Raw genomic sequence first — 16,156 nt, 5'->3', positions numbered from 1 at the left:
CGCCCACGCGCGCGGCGAGGTCCGGCCGGTGTCAGGTCAGCGGCACCCAGGCCAGGGTGGTCATGCCGGCCAGGGCGGTCGCCTTGAGACCGGCGTCGGAGACCGTCCAGAGCACGCCGTCGATCATCAGCGAGCGGCGGATCGGCGCCCACTCGCGGCCGTCGTCCAGGGCGCCCGGGTGGTCGACGGCCCCGGCCACCGTGAAGCCCTTGTCGCCGACGCGCAGCGCCAGCACCCCGCCGGACGGCGCACGCCTGGTGCCGTCGGCGCGGTCGGTGACCACGCCCGGCTGCCGCACCGGGAGCACCACCAGACGCTCCGGCTCCCAGTACAGGAACGCGTGCGGGTCGTGTTCCACCTCGGACCAGCCGCCGGGGATGTGGTGCTGCGCGATCCGGGCCGGCCGGGCCGGGTCGGCCACGTCGAACAGCGACACCTGGGTGCCGGTCACCCGACCCTGGCCGGTCGCGTCCTGGCCGACGCCGATCAGGCGGCCGTCGCCGGCCGGGTGCAGGTACGCCGAGTACCCGTTGATCTTCAGCTCGCCGGTGACCCGGGGCGCGGCCGGGTCGCGCAGGTCCACGCCGTACAGCGGGTCGGTCTGCCGGAACGTGACCACGTATCCGGTGCCGCCGACGAACCGCACCGCGAAGATCTGCTCGCCCTTGCCGAGGCCGGTGACCGCGCCGACCCGCTTCAGCGTGGCCCCGTCGGCGCGCAGCACGTAGACGCCGGACTGGGAGGACCTCTCCCGCCTCCACGTGTCGCCGGTGGTGGTGGCGACCCGCAGGTGACCGTCCCACTCGGACAACGCGTACTGGTCGATCAGCCAGCCGGGCACCGACCCGGCGGCGACGAAGCGTGGCGTGGCCCCCGCGGTGTCGAACTGGTAGATCTCGGTGCCGGCGTCACGCGCCCCGGACAGCGCGCCACGCCACGTCCGCCAGCGCTGGTCGTTGGCGACGTAGAGGCGCGGGCCGTTGCTGTAGACGGTCTCACCGTCGGCGACCACGGTGACCGGGTCACCGGCGTCGAGCGCGGACGCGCCCAGGTCGAAGCTGAGCACCGTGACCATCGAGGCGCCGGAGAAGCCGGTCGGCCGGCTGACCCGGTCGCAGCCCACCCGTCCGGTGCCGACGGTCCGCACGCCGTCGCGGATCTCGTAGCGGGGCAGCCAGTCGTCGAGCGTGGCCTTGTCGATGATCGCCCGGTTGGCGGCGATCCGCTGGGCGTCGGTCTTACGGTCGGAGCGGAAGGGGAAGTCGAGCCGGGGCGTGGACCGGATCACCACCCGGGCGGTCGTACCGGACTGGCGGGCGTCGACCAGGAGGCCGTCGATCCGGTACTCCCCGACCACGCGGGGCGGTCCGGCGAGGTCCAGCAGGACCAGCCGGGCCTGCGGGGTCCTGCCCGGGCGGGTCTGCCCGTCCGGTACGGGGCCCTTGACGATCCGGCCCGCGTGCAGCAGCACGAGCGCCCGGTCGCCGTGCAGCAGCAGGCTCCCCTCGTCACCGGCGAACCGCTCGGCGTCGGGATCGAGCGCCAGCCGGCCGGTCACGCGGCGGCTCGCCGGATCGACCACCGACAGCACGCCCCCGGTGACAGTGACGATCCGCCGCCCGTCGGTCTTGACCATGTCCGGTTCGTCCACACCGGCCTCGTGCACGTTGGTGCCGGAGTAGGCCGCCGCGCCCGCATCCTTGGCGGCGCCGCCGAGCGCCGTCGCCCGTTCCGCGCTGAACTGCCGGAGGACGTCCGGTCCGAAGCCCCACGGGCCGACCGCCGCCTTCGCGGCCGTGCGGAGCTGCCGCAGCGCCTCGTCGCAGCCGTCGAACGCCACCAGCCGCAGCCCGCCGGCCGGCACGACCTGCCCGGCGGGCGGGCCGGCGGCCGGCGGCTCGGCGGCCGGGGGTGACGCGGTGCAGCCGGCGAGAGCCAGCGCGGCGGCCATCGTCCATCCAAGCGTCCGGGGTCCGTGACCTGTCATGCCGGTCAGACGTGGCGGTGACGGGCGCGGTTCCCGATCGCGCCGTCCCAACCGCCGGCCGTGCCGCTCGACACCCGATCGCGCGGCGCGACCGCCGGTCGCGCCGCTCAGCCGCCGGCCATCGCGCCGAGCACGATGAACGGCTCCTTGCCGGCGACCACCTCCTCCGGCAGCGGAGCGTCCGGGGACTCGTTGGAGAGGTCCAGTTCGCAGGCGTAGAAGCGGACGAACGGCCGGCGCTGCCCGCTGTGCCGGTCGCGGATCGTGCCGAGCAGCATCGGGTACGCGGTCTCCAGCGCGTCGAGCACCTCCCGCTGGGTGGGCGGCCCGGCCACCTCGACGCGTACCTCGCCGGCGACGTGCGCCAGGTTCTTCAGGTGCGCCGGCAGCACCACCCGGATCACGGCAGCACCTGGACCTCGACCGAGAGCACCGCCGGCAGGTCCCGCACGATCGGCGCCCAGGTGTCGCCGCCGTCGGCCGAGTGGTAGACCTGCCCGCCGGTGGTGCCGAAGTAGATGCCGCACGGGTCGAGCGTGTCGACGGCCATCGCGTCGCGCAGCACGTTGACGTAGCAGTGCGACTGCGGCAGGCCCTCGGTCAGCGGCTCCCAGTGCTCGCCGCCGGTGCGGCTGCGGTAGACGCGCAGCTTGCCCTCCGGCGGGTAGTGCAGCGAGTCGCTGGTGATCGGCACCACGTAGACCGTCTCCGGCTCGTGCGCGTGCACCGCGATCGGGAAACCGAAGTCCGTCGGCAGGTCACCGCTGACCTCCCGCCAGTTCGCGCCCGCGTCGTCGGTGCGCATGACGTCCCAGTGCTTCTGCATGAACAGCGTGTCCGGCCGGGACGGGTGCTGGGCGAGGCGGTGCACGCAGTGCCCGACCTCGGAGTCGGTGTCCGGGATCTCGCCCGAGCGCAGCCCTTTGTTGATCGGCAGCCAGCTCGCGCCGCCGTCGTCGCTGCGGAACGCGCCCGCCGCCGAGATCGCCACGTAGATCCGGTCCCGGTCGGCCGGGTCGAGGAGGATCGTGTGCAGGCACATCCCGCCCGCGCCGGGCTGCCAGGACGGGCCGGTCGGGTGCTGCCGCAGGGCGGTCAGCTCGGACCACTTCTGGCCGCCGTCGGTGGTCAGGTAGAGGGCGGCGTCCTCGCCGCCCGCGTACACGGTGTCGGGGTCGTGGCGGGACGGCTCCAGGTGCCAGATCCGCTTGAACTCCCACGGCCGTGGGGTGCCGTCGTACCAGAGGTGCTGCCCCACCTCGCCGCTGTAGGCGAAGTCGTTGCCGGCCGTCGTCCACGTCCGGCCGCCGTCGTCCGAGCGCTGGATCAGCTGCCCGAACCAGCCGCCGGACTGGGACGCGTACAGCCGGTCCGGTTCGACTGGTGAACCTGTCAGGTGGTAGATCTCCCAGCCGCCGAAGTGCGGTCCGCCGACGGTCCAGTCGTCACGCTTGCCGTCCGAGGTCAGGATGAACGCGCCCTTGCGCGTGCCGACAAGTACTCGTATGCCGCTCATGTCTCGTCCTCTCGTCCGAGGGGGTTCTCCCGGCAATGACCGTGCGGCTCACCGAAACTCATCGCTGTCGTACTCCCCGGCTACGACATTTCCTGGTCGGACGGCCTGTGGCAGCGTCGCCACGCCGGTGCGGCCGGAATGTCGGGGGCTGCGGCTAGCCTGCGCGCATGACCGGCCCCGGAGACGTCCCACCCGAGCACCTCGACCGCCTGCGGCCGGTCTGCCTCGGCCTGCCGGAGACCTACGAGGAAGCAGCCTGGGTGGGCGTGCGGTGGCGGATCCGCGGCCGTACGTTCGCCCACGTGCTCACCGTCGACCCGGGCCACCAGGCGGCGTACGCGCGGGCCGCGGCGACCGACGAGCCGGTCTGCGTGATGACGTTCCGCTCCCCCGGCGACGAGATCGCCGGGCTGCTCGCGGCCGGGCCGCACTTCTTCAAGCCGGACTGGGCCGCCGACGTGGTGGGCCTGCGACTGGACGCGGGCACGGACTGGACCGAGGTCGCCGAACTGCTCACCGAGAGCTACTGCGTGCTGGCCCCGAAGAAGCTGGTCGCGCTGGTCGACCGGCCGCCGGGGCCGTGACGGCGCCCGGCGGGGCTTCCCAGAGGCGAGGCGTCGGCAGTACGGTGGTCGTGGTGTGCCGGGAAGCCTGGTCGGCGGTCGTTGCCCCGCCGACTCAGGAGCCGCGCGATGCGAGCCCGCCCCGCCGTACGCACCCGTGATCTGACCAAACACTACGGCCGCTTGGTGGCCCTCGACGGCCTGAATCTGACCGTCGAGGCGGGTGAGGTGCTCGGCCTCCTCGGTCCGAACGGCGCCGGCAAGTCCACCACCATCCGGTTGCTGCTCGGCCTCGCCCGTCCCACCCGGGGCGAGGCCCGGATCTTCGAGGCGGATGCGGCAGACGTGCGTGAGGCGCACCTGCTGCTGGCGTACGTCCCGGCCGACGTGGCGCTCTGGCCGCAGCTCACCGGTGCGGAGATCCTCGACCTGCTCGCCGCGACCGGACCCGGTGCGGACACCCGTTACCGGGGCGAACTCGTCGAGCGGTTCGCCCTCGACCTGTCCCGCCCGGCCGGCACCTACTCGACCGGAAACCGGCAGAAGGTCGCCCTGGTCGCTGCGTTCGCCACCCGGGCGCCGCTGCTCGTGCTCGACGAGCCGACGAGCGGCCTGGATCCGTTGATGGAACTGCAGTTCCGCCGTGCGGTCGGCGAAGCGCGGGACAACGGGCAGAGCGTGCTGCTCTGCTCACACCAGCTCGCCGAGGTGGAGGCGGTCTGTGACCGGGTGGCGATCCTGCGGGCCGGCCGGCTCGTGGACGTCGCCCCGGTGCCGGAGCTGCGGCGACTGCACCGGAGCGAGGTGACGGTACGGTTCACCGACCCCGCGCCGGATCTGGCCGGCGTACCCGGCGTCGAAGCGGTCGAGGAGCGGGAGGGGCTGCTGCGCTTCACCCTCGCCGGCCCGCCCGCCGCCGCGCTGCGAGCCCTGTCCGGCGCGGAGATCAGCACGCTGACGGTGCGCGAGCCGAGCCTGGAGGAGATCTTCCTCGACTACTACGGGGAGCAGGCGTGACGCGCCCGGCCGGCACAGCGGTCAGCCTGCTCGCCGCCCGCGGGATCTGGCGGCCGGCCCTCGTCGTGACCGGCGTGACCGTCGGTATGTCCGTCCTCGTGGTGGGCACCTACGCGCGCACCGTCGGCGAGGGAATGGGCGCCTCCGGCCTGGAGGCGCTGGCGCGCAACCCCGCGATCCGCACCCTGTTCGGCGAACCCGTCGCACTGGACACCGCGGGCGGGTTCACCGTGTGGCGAACCGGCATGGTGCTGGCCGTGCTGGTCAGTGTGTGGAGCCTGCTGGCGACCGTCCGGTTGACCAGGGGCGAGGAGGAGGCCGGCCGGTGGGGGCTGCTGCTCGCCGGCCGGCTGACGCCGGCGGCGGTGCTGCGGCGTCACCTGGCACCGTTGACGGCGGCATCGGCGCTGGCCGGAACACTGCTCGCGGCCGCGCTGACGATCGCCGGCACGCCGTGGCAGGGGGCGCTGCTGCACGGTGCCGGTGTCGCCTCGGCCGGCGCGTTCGCGGTCGCGGTGGGCGCCGTCGTCGTGCAGGTCCAGCCGACCCGGGCGGGGGCGGCCGGCAGCGGCCTGGCCGTGCTCGGGGCCGGCCTCCTGGCGCGGATGACCGGCGACTCCGGGGCGGCGCCGGCGTGGCTCCGACTGCTTCCGCCATACGGTCCGCTCGCGCTCACCCGTCCCTATCACGAGAACCGGTGGACGCCGCTGCTCGTGTCGCTGGCCGCCGTCGTCCTGCTGACCGGGGCGGCGCTGGCCCTGTGCTCGCGGCGCGACGTGGGCGCCGGACTGCTGCGCCCACCGGCCGGCCGCGCACCGCGACGCGGCCTGCTCGGCTCGGTGCCGACCTTCGCGATGCGACGCGCCCTGCGCCCGCTCGCCGGCTGGACCGTCGGCGTCACCGCCTACTTCCTGCTGATCGGCGTGCTCGCCACGTCGCTGACCGGCTTCCTCGAGCAGAATCCCGCCTTCGCCGATCTCGCCGCGCGGGCGGGCTTCGGCGGGCTCGACCGGGTGCGGGGGTACGTGGCCACACTGTTCGCGCTGCTGACGGTGCCGATCGGCGCGTTCGCCACCGCGCGGCTAAACGCCTTCGTCGCCGCCGAGGCCGCCGGCCGGCTCACGCTGCTGCGGGCCGGTCCGGTCAGCCGGACCCGGCTGCTCGCCGCCGAGGTGGGCAGCGCGTCCGCCGGGGCGGTGGCTCTGGCGGTCGCCGCCGCTCTCGCGACGTGGCTGGGTACCACAGTGGTCGGCGCCGGCCTGCCGCTCACCGCCGCCCTGGCGGGCACGCTCAACGTGCTGCCGCTGGCGTTGGTCGGCGCCGGGGCGGCCACCCTCGCCGTCGGGGCGGCGCCCCGCCTGGTTCCCGTGCTGGGAATGCTGCCCACAGCGGGTGGTTTCCTGCTGGCAGTGGTGACGGAGAGCGTGCGCGCCCCCGCCTGGGTCGGTGCGCTGTCGCCGTACGCGCATCTCGCCGCGGTGCCCGACGCGGCGCCGAACTGGACGGCTCAGGGCGTGCTGGTCGCGGCGGCGTTAGTCCTGGCGGCCCTGGGCGGCTGGGCCTACGGTCGCCGGGATCTGGCGGGCTGAGTCAGCCGAGCTTCTTGCGCAGCGTCTCGAACGCCAGGTCCGGCCGCAGCGGCACACCGAACCGCTCGTCGCCGTACGGGAACGGGCTCAGCTCGCCGGTGCGGACGTAGCCGCGCCGCTCGTACCAGCCGATCAGGTCGTCGCGCTGGACGATCACTGTCATCCGCATCTCACCGGCGTGCCACTGCTCGGCCGCGTAGCGCTCGGCCTCGGCCAGCAGCTCCCGGCCCAGGCCGCCGCCCTGCCGGCCGGGGGCGACGGCGAACATGCCGAAGTAGACGTGGTCGTCGCGACGTTCCAGCTGGCAGCAGGCCACCAGGCCGCCGTCCTGCTCGGCGACCAGCACCACGCCGCCCGGGCCGGTGACGGCGGCAGCCACCATCTCCGGGTCGGTGCGCTGCCCGGCCAGCAGGTCCGCCTCGTGGGTCCAGCCCTGCCGGCTGCGCTCACCCCGGTACGCCGACTCGATCAGGTCGACGAGGGCGGTCACGTCCTCGGCGCGGGCGACCCGGACGGTACGGGATGCGGGGCTGGTCATGGCGGTTCTCCACGGTCGCGGCGACGTACCTGGTCAGCGTACGCAGGCGGGTGTCCCGGACGGCGGCCGGGACCACCGGGCGGGACGGTTCGTGGTTCACTGCCCGGCATGGAGACGATGATCGGCGCGGCGGGCCTGCCGGCGGTCCTCGATCTGCCGGCCGGGCCGGTACGCGGCGGCCTGGTGGTGCTGCACGGCTCGCACGCCGAGCAGCGGTCCTACTTCCTCTACGAACACCTGGCCCGGCTGCTGCCGCCGGCCGGGGTCGCGGTGCTGCGCTACGACCGCCGCGCCCGGATCGACGGGCACGACGTGCCGCTGGCCGAGCAGGCCGACGACGCGTCCGCCGCGCTCACCGAGCTGCGCCGGCACGTCGGGACGGCCCCGGTCGGGCTCTGGGGTTTCAGCCAGGGCGCGTGGGCGGCGGCGCTGACCGCCGTCCGGCACCCGGTCGACTTCCTCGTCCTCGTCGGGTGCAGCGCGGTGAGCCCCGCGGTCCAGATGCGCCACGGCACCGCCGAGCAGCTCCGCCGCAACGGCTACGGCCCGGCCGAGCTCGCCGAGCTGGCCGGGCTGCGCCGCGTCGCCGAGGGCTACCAGCGCGGTGAGGTGCCGCGCCCAGTGGCGCAGGCGGCGATCGACGCGGCGGCCCGGCAGCCGTGGTTCCCGCTGGCGTTCCTGCCCGAGCAGCTGCCCGCCACGGCCGGCACCTGGACCGACATGGACTACGACCCGGCGCCGGTGCTGGCGCGGCTGACCTGCCCGGTGCTGCTCTGCTACGGCGAGACGGACGCGTGGATCCCGATCGAGGACAGCCTCGCGGTGTGGCGACGGGCGGCGCGCCACGCCGAGCTGACGGTGGCTCGGCTGGCCGGCTGCGATCATGCGCCCACGCTCGGCGAGGGCGAGAGTCTGGACAGCGTCAGCCCGCAGTACGAGCGGGTGCTCCTGGACTGGCTCGGCCGGACGCTGCCGCTGCCGGGCTGAGTGGCCGGACTGAACAGCCGGGCGCCGCAGAACGCGGTCGCCCGCCCCGCATGGCCCGGCTACGCTGCCGCGCATGGACGCCGACCTGCCCACCTTCGAGTTCGCCTTCCCCGGCCCGCTGCGCGACCAGCTCGTCGCCGCGGTGCTCGACGGGAGCAAGACCACCACCACCGGGCTGGTCCAGGACTACGAGATCGACGGCGAGCCGCTGCCGGCGGTCGGCACCCGCTCGGCGGTGATCGACTCCGACGGCCGGCGGGTGGCGGTGATCGAGCTGGTCGAGGTCCGCGTCGCCCGCCTCGGTGACGTCGACCTCGACCACGCCCGGGACGAGGGCGAGGGGTTCGAGACCATCGCCGCCTGGCGAGCCGGCCACGAGCGGTTCTGGCACGGCGAGGACTACCGCGGCTGGCTCGGCGACCCGGCGTTCACCGTCGACGACGACACAGCGGCCGTGCTGGAACGCTTCCGGCTGGTCGAGACGCTCTGACGGCGGCCGGGCCGGTCACTCCGCGGCGAGCCAGGCGCGCAGTGCGGCGCCGTGCTCGTCCAGCTCCGGCGGCGGCAGGTCGTAGCGGGGCGGCGCCCCGGACAGGCCGATCGGGTTCCGGATGCCCGGCACCCCGCCGGTCGTCACCACCGGGTCCAGGCCCAGCCCGTGGGCCAGCGCCACCCCCTCGGCCACCGAGTTGATCGGGCTGCACGGCACGCCGGCGGCCCGCAGGTCGGCGAACCACTCCGCGCTGCCGCGCCGGGACAGCGCCGCCACCAGCAGCGGCCGCAGCTCGTCGCGGTGCGCGACCCGGTCGGCGTTGCGGCCGAACCGCGCGTCGCCGGCCAGCTCCGGCACGCCGAGCACCCGGCAGAGGGTGCGGAACTGGGCGTCGTTCCCGGCGATCACCACCAGTTCGCCGTCGGCGGTGGGCAGCGGCTCGTACGGCACGATGCTCGGGTGCGCGTTGCCCATCCGGTGCGGGGCCGCCGCACCCGCGACGTACGCGCTGGTGTGGTTGACCAGCCCGGACAGCGCCGAGGAGAGCAGATCCACTGTGACGTGCTGCCCGCGCCCGGTCTCCTCCCGGTGCCGCAGCGCGGCCAGGATCCCGACCGCCGCGTGCAGCCCGGCGATCACGTCGAACACCGCCACCCCGGCCTTGTAGGGCGGGCCGTCCGCGTCCCCGGTGAGGCTCATCAGCCCGGCCGCGGCCTGCACCATGAGGTCGTACCCGGGCAGGTCGGCGCCCCCGGCGTCGCCGAAGCCGCTGATCGAGGCGTACACCAGGCGGGCGTTGCGGGCGGTGACCGTGTCGTGGTCGAGGCCGAAGCGGCGCAGCGCGCCCGGGCGGAAGTTCTGGATCAGCACGTCGGCCCGGCCGGCCAGCCGGTGCGCGAGCGTCAGGTCGCCGGGATCGGTCAGGTCGAGCACCAGCGAGCGCTTGTTGCGGTTGACCGCCAGGTAGTAGGTGGAGACGTCGTCGCGCACCGGGGGCCGCCAGCCGCGGGTGTCGTCGCCGCCGGGCGCCTCCACCTTGACCACGTCCGCGCCGAGGTCGGCCAGGAGCATCGTCGCGTACGGGCCGGCGAGGATCCGGGAGAAGTCGGCGACCAGCACCCCGTGCAACGGACCCGACATGCCACCCTCCCTCGCCGCCGACCACGATGACACATACCCGACGGCACGTCCGGCAGGGGTGGCCGGCCCGGCTACGGTCGCGGTACATCGGGCGGGCATACCGAAAAGGGGTGCGCATGTCGCTGCTGAGCGGGCTCGCCGGGTCCACCGACGAACGCCCCGGCGCGGTCCGGGTGGGCGACCGGTCGCTGTCCCGGGTGGAACTGCGCCGGGCGGCCGCTGCCGTCGCCGACGACCTGCGCGGCGCGACCCGGGTGGCGGTGCCCGCCACGGCCAGTCTGGAGACGGTGGTCGGCGTGGTCGGCGGGCTGCTCGCCGGCGCGGCGGTGGTGCCGGTGCCGCCCGACGCCGGCCCGATGGAACGCGACCACATCCTGCGCGACTCCGGCGTGGAGCTGCTGCTCGCGCCGCCCGGCACACCGCACGCCGGCTCGCCGCCTGTCGTACCGCTGGACCTGGCCCGGCGCTCGGACACCGCGCATCCCGAACCGGACCCGGCGGCCACCGCGCTGATCCTCTACACCTCCGGCACCACCGGCGCGCCGAAGGGCGCGGTGCTGTCCCGCCGCGCGGTCGCCGCCTGCCTGGACGGGCTCGCCGACGCCTGGGCCTGGACCCCGGACGACCTGCTGGTGCACGGCCTGCCGCTGTTCCACGTGCACGGGCTGGTGCTCGGCGTGCTCGGCCCGCTGCGCGTCGGCAGCCGGCTGCACCACGTCGGCCGGCCCCACCCCGAGCGGTACGCGGCAGCCGGTGGCTCGCTGTACTTCGGCGTACCCACGATCTGGTCGCGGATCGCGGCGCGACCCGCGGCGGCGCGGGCGCTGCGCGGCGCCCGGCTGCTCGTGTCCGGCAGCGCGGCGCTGCCCGAGCCGGTCTTCGCGGCGCTGGCCGGGCTGACCGGGCACCGGCCGCTGGAGCGGTACGGCATGACCGAGACGCTCGTGACGGTGAGCGCCCGCGCCGACGGTCCCCGGCGGCCCGGCACGGTGGGCGTGCCGCTGCCCGGCGTGCGCACGCGGGTGGTGGACGAGCAGGGCGGCCCGCTGCCCGCCGACGGCGCCGCAATGGGTGAGCTGCAGGTACGCGGCGGCACGCTGTTCGACGGCTACCTGAACCGGCCGGACGCCGACGCGGCCACCCGCACCGCCGACGGCTGGTTCCGCACCGGCGACATCGCGACTGTCGACCCGGACGGCGCGCACCGGATCGTCGGCCGGGCCGCCACCGACCTGATCAAGAGCGGCGGCTACCGGATCGGGGCCGGCGAGGTGGAGGACGCCCTCCTGGCCCACCCGGGCGTCCGGGAGGCGGCTGTGGTCGGCACGCCCCACCCCGACCTGGGCCAGCAGGTGACCGCGTACGTGGTCGGCGACGGCGTGGCCGAGACCGAACTGATCGACTTCGTGGCGCGGCACCTGTCCGCGCACAAGCGCCCCCGGCAGGTACGGCTGGTCGGCGCGCTGCCCCGCAACGCTATGGGCAAGGTGCAGAAATCCCGCCTGACCGAGGCGTGACCCGCACCCCGCCGGGAACCAGCGCGGCTCTGGCGACGACTATCCCTACATGGCGTGTGAGCAGTGGCGGGAGATCCTGTCGGCACAGCTGGACGGTGAGGCGTCCGGCTCGGAGATCGAGGCGGCCGAGGCGCACCTGACCGGCTGCGCCGGCTGCCGCGGCTGGTTCGACTCCGCGGCGTCGGTGACCCGGCGGGCCCGTACCCAGCTCGCCCCGCAGGTGCCCGACCTGGTCGACGCGGTCCTGGCCGCCGCTCCCCCGCCCCGGCCCAGCCGCCGCCACCGGATCACGCTCGGCCTGCGCGGGGCGCTCGGCCTGCTCGGCGCGGTGCAGCTCGTCCTCGGCCTGGCCCAGATCGGCCGGGAGGCCGTCGTCGAGCACGCGCACGCCTCCGGCCAGCACCTGTGGCACGAGTCGGCGGCGTGGAACGTCGCCGTCGGCGCCGGGTTCCTCTACGTGGCCGCGCGCCGGTCCGCCCCGTCCGGCCTGCTGCCGATGCTCAGCGCGTTCGTCGCCACGCTCGTACTGCTGTCCGTCAACGACCTGATCACCGGGCAGGTGGCGATGACCCGGCTGGTCAGCCACGGTTTCCTGCTTGTCGGCTGGGCCGTCATGCTGGTGCTGTCCCGCCTCGGCCGGCGCCCCGGCGACACCCCGCCCGGGCAGCGCCGGTCGGAGGGATCCCGGTGGGCGCTGCCGGCCGAGGAACCGGCCGCGCCGGCGCTGCGGCTGGTGCCGCCCGGCCCGTACCCCGCACAGGCCCGCGACCGGCGCGCCGCCTGACGGCCCTCGGCGCGGGTCACCGGGTCGCGGCTCACCCGGCCGGTCGCGATCCCGGCGGGGCCCGGCGGTCGTGGTGTCAGCGGGCGGGTCTCAGCGGGCCCGGCGGTCACGGGCGTCGCCGGACCAGGCGGCGACCAGGTCCTCCCGGGCGCGGGCCACGCGGGAGCGGATGGTGCCCACCGGGCAGCCGCACACCTCGGCCGCCTCGGCGTAGGACAGGCCGAGCACCTGGGTCGCCACGAACGCCTCCCGCCGGTCCGGCGCCAGCGTGGCGATGAGTCCGCGCAGCACCACGCCGTCGTCCCCGCCGCCGGTCACCGCGCCGGCCGCCTCGGCGGCGGCCTGCCAGTCCGGCAGCGCGGCCACCCGGGGCCGGGCGGTCGCCGCCCGCACGTGGTCCACCGCGACCCGGCGGGCGATGGTGAAGATCCAGGTACGCGCCGACGACCGGCCCGCGAAGCCGGGCAGGCTGCGCAGCGCGCGCAGGAACGTCTCCTGGGCCAGGTCGTCGGCCTCGGCCGGCCCGGCCAGATGAGCGAGGAAGCGCCACACCGGCGCCTGGAGGGCCCGCACGAACGCGGCAGCGGCCAGCTGGTCGCCCCGGGCGGCGCGGCGCGCCCACCCGGTCACCTGCTCGTCGTCGGCGTCCGGGCTCATCCGCGGCCGGCCCGCCGGTCCGGCATGCTCATGCCGGACGGTACGGATGCGCGCCCCGCTCGGTTCATTCCGCGTCCCTCCTGCCGGCGCCGCAGTGCCGCTCGCCCTCCGGTTGGTCGGCCGGCGGGCCGGGAAAGTTCCCTCGCCGTCAGTCGTCGACGGACACGGTGACCGGCCCGACCCGCAGCACGCCGTCGGTGAGCGGGGCGCACCGGACGCCGCCGCGGCGGCGCATCGCCTTCCACGTACCGGGAGCGACCACCACGTCGAGCCAGGCGCAGGGCGGCGCGGCTCGGTGCACCCGCAGCCGGACCGGGCCGTCGCCGGAGTCGAGCGTGAGCACGCGGCCCACCAGATCGTCCACCGGGATGCCCTCGGTGAGCACGTTGCGCCGCAGCTGGGTGAGGTCCGCGCCGGGCGGCAGCGACTCCCGCGCGATCAGCGTGACGCTCGCCTGCCGGTGCGCGGGGCGGCCGAAGTAGCGGTCACCGACGATGCCGAGCCCGGCGCGTAGCTCCACCCGGTCGACCAGTTCACCAGGTGGCGCGGGGGCGGGTCCGTCCGCCGGGCGGCCCACGTACCGGTGCACGGGCGAGGCCAGCAACTGGACGATCCGCGGCATGCCCGAAGTCTAATCGCGGGCATAACACCGCCAAACCGGACGATAGCCGCGCTCACGTATCCGGGCTCTTCGCAGGGCGTTGTACCAGGTGTGACGGCGAGGCGACCCGACGCGATCGGGGCTCATCCGCAGCGGCGACTGGCCTGGGCGCGGCGCGAGAACGAGCGCCGGCGCCAGGCGTACGAGACGGCGGCCCGGATCTGGCGCCGCCGCGCCGACCACCTCGACCGCCTGTCGATGGAGGCGGCGGGCTTCCGCGGCTGCACACTGCCCGGCACCGCACTGCCGGTGGCGCTGGACGACGGCGAGGTCGTCTACCGCATCCTGCCCACAGTCGACCTGGTCGAGGCCACGGCCCGGCACCTGCCCGGGCTGCCCGTGCCGGGTCGCACGCTCGCCGGCTGTCTCGACCCGGCCGGCGGCCCGCTGCCGGCGGGACTGCGCGTGGTCGACAGCGGCACCGCCGTGGTGACCGACCGGCGCGTGGCCTTCGCCGGGCACGACGCCCGGCGGTACTGGTCGCTGCGGGACGTACGCGGCCTCGGGCACCACCCGGACCGTCCGGTCACCCTGCTGCACGACGCCGACGGCGGCGCTCCGGCGGGCCTGCGCGTACCGGCCCCCGGCGCGGCGAACGCCAGGTTCTACCTCACCCTGGCCCACGCCGACGCCACCGGTACGCGGGAGGCGTTCGTCGAGGACGTCGAGGCGCTGCGGTCCGCCCACCGGGCCGCCCGGCCCCGGCCACCCCGGCCGCTCGGCCCGTGGGACGCCCCGGCCGACCGGGCACTCCCCCAGCGACTGGCCGCGGCGGGCGTCGCGGCGGTGGCCGTGCTGCTGGGCGTCACGTCCGCCGGCACCTGGACGGCGACAGCCGGGCAGACCGACCCGGCGCACGAACCGGCGACCGCGCCCGCCACCACGGCCGCACCTCCCGTCCCTGGGGTGCCGCCCGTGGCGACTCCGGTCGACCCGTCGTCGCCGGTGGTCCGGCCGACCCGATCCGCGCCGCCACCGAAGCGTCCCCCGCACGCGACCGCGGGGTCCGGGGCGCGGATCCTCACCACCGCACCGCCCGTCGCCGGGTCGCCGCCGGCACGGGTCGGCGACGTGCCGTCGACGCCTGTCGGGCCACCCAGCCCTCCCGCCGGCCAGGTGACTCCGGCGCCGACCGCGAGCCCGACGAGCGACCCGGACCCGACCGGGGAGCCCGGCCCCACCGGCGACCCGAGCCCGACGGTCTCCTCCGAGCCGCCACTGCTGGACCTGGTGGGCCAGGTCGGCCGACGGCTCGGCCTGGCGGTGGGGCTCGGCGCGACAGTCCAGATAGCCGCGGCCCTCTCCTGACCTCGCAGAGCCGAGTGCCAGCCGGGGACGAAGGTGCCGCCGTCCTCACGTCCCGCCGAGGACGGCGAACGAGGTGTCCGCGCCCGGACGGTTGCCGTGGCGGCCGCTTGATCGACACCATTACGCCGAGGTGGCGGCATCCGGCGGGCTCGGACCCCGCCACCTCGGCGAGCTGGCGTGGATCAAGCCGAGGTGTCTCCGAGCCCCGATGATCTTGCACTTACTGCCCTCGGGATGGGCGATTCATCCCGCTTTCACGGGTCAGCAAGTGCAAGATCGCGGGGGCGGCGGCCGGGCGGCGGCGAAGGGCGGGGAGGGCTCGGTCAGGGAGTCCGGGGAGTGAGGAGGTAGTCGCCGTCGTCGGGGCTCCAGCGCAACTCCACCACGCCGCTCGTCGCGGCGGCCTTGCAGAACTGGAGGAAGCTGCGGTAGCCGAGCTTCTTCTCGCTGAAGTCGGGCCGGGCCCGCCGCAGCTGGTCCTTCAGGCCGGACAGCGCCACCGCCCCGCCGTCCGCGGCGAGGTCCACCACCACGGACCGGAGCAGCCCGAACGCGACCTCCCGGTCGCCCTGCTCGGGAAGGGACACCTCCGGGTCGCCCTTTGCCGGCCCGGCGGCCAGCTCCACCACGTTGTGCGCCGCGAGGTGGCGCAGCAGTTCCCCGAAGGTCCGGAAGCCGTAGTCGGACTCGCTGAACGTGGGGTCCTTGCGCAGCAGCGCGCGCTTGAGCGCGGAGGCGGTCACGTCGCCGCTGGAGCTGCCCTGCATGCCGGCCACCGTCTGCACCAGCTGGACGGCGAGCGTGTCGACGTCCCGGGCCGACTCCTCCTCGGCCGGGGCGGTCTCGACGGCGGGCTCGGGCGCCGGCTCCGCCGGTGAGGGCCGGGCCGGGCGCGACCGGCGTGCGGCCGGTGGCGGCACGTCCACGCCTTCGAGGCGGTCGTAGTAGAGGAACTCGTCGCACGCCGGCGGCAGCAGCGCGGAGGTGGACTTCTCCACCCCGACGCCGATCACCCGCTTGTTGAGTTCGCGCAGCTTGTGCACGAGCGGGGTGAAGTCGCTGTCCCCGGTGCAGATCACGAACGTGGAGATGTAGCCGCGCTCGAACGCCAGCTCGACCGCGTCCACCGCCATCTTGATGTCTGCGGCGTTCTTGCGCGAGGCACCCATCCGCTGGGGGATCTCGATCAGTTCGACGTGTGAGCGGGTGAGCATCCGCCGGTCCTCGTCGAAGTACGACCAGTCGGCGTACGCCCGGCGTACCACCACGCGTCCCCGCTCGGCGAGCGCGTCGGCGATCGGCCGGAAGTCGAAGGGCCGACCACCGTGATGGTCCCGTACGCCAAGGGCCAGGTTCTCGTAGTCGAGGAACAGCGCAATCCGGTCTTCGTGATCCACAC

Annotated in this window: 16 protein-coding genes; 8 read left to right on the top strand and 8 right to left on the bottom strand. The window is 75.3% G+C overall.

The features are described from left to right. Nucleotides 1-31 precede the first annotated feature (31 nt). The 3 genes from O7546_RS13575 to O7546_RS13565 form a co-directional block, all read right to left on the bottom strand. Nucleotides 32-1,951 carry a beta-propeller domain-containing protein gene (locus O7546_RS13575; RefSeq protein ID WP_281600998.1) on the bottom strand — a complete coding sequence of 640 codons (1,920 nt, stop codon included), beginning with the start codon at nt 1,949-1,951 and terminating at the stop codon, nt 32-34. A 143-nt stretch (nt 1,952-2,094) separates the two neighbouring features. Continuing rightward, complete coding sequence (locus tag O7546_RS13570; protein WP_135240025.1) at nt 2,095-2,391, bottom strand: MoaD/ThiS family protein; 297 nt, start codon at nt 2,389-2,391, stop codon at nt 2,095-2,097. Continuing rightward, on the bottom strand, nt 2,388-3,503 hold the full coding sequence (locus O7546_RS13565; RefSeq protein WP_194802424.1) for an exo-alpha-sialidase: 1,116 nt from the start codon (nt 3,501-3,503) through the stop codon (nt 2,388-2,390). The genes O7546_RS13570 and O7546_RS13565 overlap by 4 nt, the downstream gene beginning before the upstream one ends. 167 nt (nt 3,504-3,670) lie before the next feature. Here O7546_RS13565 and O7546_RS13560 point away from each other — a divergent pair, with 167 nt between their 5' ends. From O7546_RS13560 to O7546_RS13550, 3 genes are all read left to right on the top strand, one after another. Beyond that, nucleotides 3,671-4,087 (top strand): MmcQ/YjbR family DNA-binding protein, encoded by a 417-nt coding sequence (locus tag O7546_RS13560; RefSeq protein ID WP_194802423.1) that lies wholly within the window; start codon nt 3,671-3,673, stop codon nt 4,085-4,087. Between the two features lie 108 nt (nt 4,088-4,195). After that, nucleotides 4,196-5,083, top strand: a complete 888-nt coding sequence (locus O7546_RS13555; RefSeq protein WP_281600997.1) for an ABC transporter ATP-binding protein — start codon at nt 4,196-4,198, stop codon at nt 5,081-5,083. Beyond that, a complete protein-coding gene (locus O7546_RS13550; RefSeq protein WP_281600996.1) occupies nt 5,080-6,672 on the top strand; it encodes a hypothetical protein in 1,593 nt (530 codons plus the stop codon). The genes O7546_RS13555 and O7546_RS13550 overlap by 4 nt, the downstream gene beginning before the upstream one ends. Before the next feature lies 1 nt (nt 6,673). On the opposite strand, the gene O7546_RS13545 is transcribed toward O7546_RS13550, so the two are convergent. Then, nucleotides 6,674-7,210 carry a GNAT family N-acetyltransferase gene (locus O7546_RS13545; RefSeq protein ID WP_194802420.1) on the bottom strand — a complete coding sequence of 179 codons (537 nt, stop codon included), beginning with the start codon at nt 7,208-7,210 and terminating at the stop codon, nt 6,674-6,676. A 108-nt stretch (nt 7,211-7,318) separates the two neighbouring features. Between O7546_RS13545 and O7546_RS13540 the strand changes: the two genes are divergently transcribed. Both O7546_RS13540 and O7546_RS13535 read left to right on the top strand, forming a co-directional pair. Further along, nucleotides 7,319-8,197, top strand: coding sequence for an alpha/beta hydrolase (locus tag O7546_RS13540; RefSeq protein WP_194802419.1), 879 nt, complete (start codon nt 7,319-7,321; stop codon nt 8,195-8,197). A 73-nt stretch (nt 8,198-8,270) separates the two neighbouring features. Continuing rightward, nucleotides 8,271-8,687, top strand: a complete 417-nt coding sequence (locus O7546_RS13535) for an ASCH domain-containing protein (RefSeq protein WP_194802418.1) — start codon at nt 8,271-8,273, stop codon at nt 8,685-8,687. 15 nt (nt 8,688-8,702) lie between these two features. On the opposite strand, the gene O7546_RS13530 is transcribed toward O7546_RS13535, so the two are convergent. After that, a complete protein-coding gene (locus O7546_RS13530; RefSeq protein ID WP_281600995.1) occupies nt 8,703-9,830 on the bottom strand; it encodes a CoA transferase in 1,128 nt (375 codons plus the stop codon). A 116-nt stretch (nt 9,831-9,946) separates the two neighbouring features. On the opposite strand from O7546_RS13530, the gene O7546_RS13525 reads away from it, so the two are divergent. Both O7546_RS13525 and O7546_RS13520 read left to right on the top strand, forming a co-directional pair. Next, nucleotides 9,947-11,347: an acyl-CoA synthetase gene (locus O7546_RS13525; RefSeq protein ID WP_281600994.1), complete on the top strand. Its 1,401-nt coding sequence runs from the start codon at nt 9,947-9,949 to the stop codon at nt 11,345-11,347. A gap of 49 nt (nt 11,348-11,396) precedes the next feature. Next, complete coding sequence (locus O7546_RS13520) at nt 11,397-12,131, top strand: zf-HC2 domain-containing protein (RefSeq protein WP_281600993.1); 735 nt, start codon at nt 11,397-11,399, stop codon at nt 12,129-12,131. Between the two features lie 90 nt (nt 12,132-12,221). On the opposite strand, the gene O7546_RS13515 is transcribed toward O7546_RS13520, so the two are convergent. Next, complete coding sequence (locus tag O7546_RS13515) at nt 12,222-12,788, bottom strand: sigma-70 family RNA polymerase sigma factor (RefSeq protein ID WP_120570026.1); 567 nt, start codon at nt 12,786-12,788, stop codon at nt 12,222-12,224. Nucleotides 12,789-12,936: 148 nt separating this feature from the next. Beyond that, nucleotides 12,937-13,410, bottom strand: a complete 474-nt coding sequence (locus O7546_RS13510; RefSeq protein WP_194802414.1) for a molybdenum cofactor biosysynthesis protein — start codon at nt 13,408-13,410, stop codon at nt 12,937-12,939. 90 nt (nt 13,411-13,500) lie between these two features. Here O7546_RS13510 and O7546_RS13505 point away from each other — a divergent pair, with 90 nt between their 5' ends. Then, complete coding sequence (locus tag O7546_RS13505) at nt 13,501-14,757, top strand: hypothetical protein (protein ID WP_281600992.1); 1,257 nt, start codon at nt 13,501-13,503, stop codon at nt 14,755-14,757. Nucleotides 14,758-15,080: 323 nt separating this feature from the next. On the opposite strand, the gene O7546_RS13500 is transcribed toward O7546_RS13505, so the two are convergent. Next, the gene (locus O7546_RS13500) at nt 15,081-16,154 is read right to left on the bottom strand and encodes a PIN domain-containing protein (protein ID WP_194802413.1); all 1,074 of its coding nucleotides are present in this window, start codon (nt 16,152-16,154) and stop codon (nt 15,081-15,083) included. Nucleotides 16,155-16,156: the final 2 nt, after the last annotated feature.

Origin of the sequence: Micromonospora sp. WMMA1976, assembly GCF_027497335.1 — a bacterium.
Classification (GTDB): Bacteria; Actinomycetota; Actinomycetes; order Mycobacteriales; family Micromonosporaceae; genus Micromonospora; species Micromonospora aurantiaca.
Note: the sequence above shows the minus strand (reverse complement) of the source record. Positions and strands in the feature narration are given on the sequence as shown.